This is a genomic window from Rhizobium sp. BK377, from assembly GCF_014193935.1.
In the GTDB taxonomy this organism is placed as follows: domain Bacteria; phylum Pseudomonadota; class Alphaproteobacteria; order Rhizobiales; family Rhizobiaceae; genus Rhizobium.
The window spans coordinates 1-1,004 of record NZ_JACIAC010000022.1; the positions used below are offsets into that span (position 1 = coordinate 1).

Here is a 1,004-nt window from a genome sequence, read left to right on the forward strand (position 1 = left end):
TCACTTTATTGGAGCTACGCCGAGCAGCTCGCTTGTGTCAGGTCTTAAGACCAGCTTCTCGAGATGTGATCCGATACCGCGCGGTCAGGCAACGGCAATCCGATCGTCCGTCAGACGAAGCCCGAAGGCAACGAACAACACGCGATAAACCGCTTGAGCGGTTTACGCTGGACGATCCAGAGCGACAAGCTTCCTTCCACCCTCCAGTCCCTCCACCATATCCGGCCGGCTAGGCCATCCATGGTTTCACAAGAACTGGGCTCGGACGTCGGATAAAATCCAACACCTGGAAGCCTCCAGATCAATCTTCTCTTCACGATATATGCAGAACAGGCATCAGGCCTAAGCCGATGCAAACTTTTACTTCTTCAAAAGACATCATCGCCGTCAGTCTCGACACCAATCGATTTGGTGGAGCTGAGCGGGATCGAACCGCTGACCCCCTGCTTGCAAAGCAGGTGCTCTCCCAGCTGAGCTACAGCCCCATCAGCTCGATCGCCCGGATAAATCCAGGTTCGGCAACGTTCCGCATCAGCCACATTCCATCATCCCTAACCCTCATTCGCTACAGCAAATCGCATTTGCTGGTGCAAATGGTGGGCCCGGGAAGACTTGAACTTCCGACCCCACGCTTATCAAGCGTGTGCTCTAACCAACTGAGCTACGGGCCCATTCGGGGAACCGGTCGACGCGGTTTTTTGTCTTCTTGAAGAAAGAGAAACGTGGACGGCGAAAGCTCGCCATACCGTCATGACCGAAGTCTACGCGGCGTATTGCGTTTCGATGGTCACCTGACTGGTGCCATCTATGTTCTAAAAAGCGGATTTTGCGTGGCCTGGATAGCTTGTCCTTTTCGCTTGCGCTCAAAGGGCATCCAGGCGGGCCATACGGCCACCCTTGCTAAAATCGGCTTCCTTAGAAAGGAGGTGATCCAGCCGCAGGTTCCCCTACGGCTACCTTGTTACGACTTCACCCCAGTCGCTGACCCTACCGTGGTTAGCTGC

2 tRNA genes and 1 rRNA gene are annotated in these 1,004 nt (G+C 54.8%); all 3 read right to left on the bottom strand.

Annotated elements, in window-relative coordinates:
- Nucleotides 1-409: 409 nt before the first annotated feature.
- Nucleotides 410-485: transfer RNA gene (locus FHT92_RS29070), tRNA-Ala, on the bottom strand.
- A gap of 109 nt (nucleotides 486-594) precedes the next feature.
- A tRNA-Ile gene (locus FHT92_RS29075) sits at nucleotides 595-671 on the bottom strand.
- A 248-nt stretch (nucleotides 672-919) separates the two neighbouring features.
- Nucleotides 920-1,004 (bottom strand): 16S ribosomal RNA (locus FHT92_RS29080); the annotation flags it as partial.